At 42.6% G+C, this 235-nt stretch carries 1 protein-coding gene; it reads right to left on the reverse strand.

Annotated features, from left to right (window positions below; genetic code table 11):
- Positions 1-224: hypothetical protein (locus tag R0K30_RS23555; protein ID WP_410613454.1), on the reverse strand; the 224-nt coding region annotated here is incomplete at its 3' end.
- Positions 225-235 lie beyond the last annotated feature (11 nt).

Here is a 235-nt window from a genome sequence, read left to right on the forward strand (position 1 = left end):
GTATGTTTTATCCAATCCATTCGCATCGCCCGCTCAGGAGCAAATTCATCTTTTGGTCCATTTCTGCGTTGCGAGTTTTGGTAGAAGGCATGACCAAACTTCTGTGGTTTAAAGTAAATGCGTATGTCATCAGCGGTAACAATTACACCTCGGCAAAAATTGCGTTCGTAATGTTGCCGATATTCTCCAGGAGATTCATACTCCAACAAATTGGATAGCGACATTTACCATCCTC

The sequence above is a fragment of the Bacillus sp. SIMBA_154 genome, assembly GCF_046536015.1.
GTDB classification, from domain to species: Bacteria; Bacillota; Bacilli; order Bacillales; family Bacillaceae; genus Bacillus; species Bacillus pumilus_P.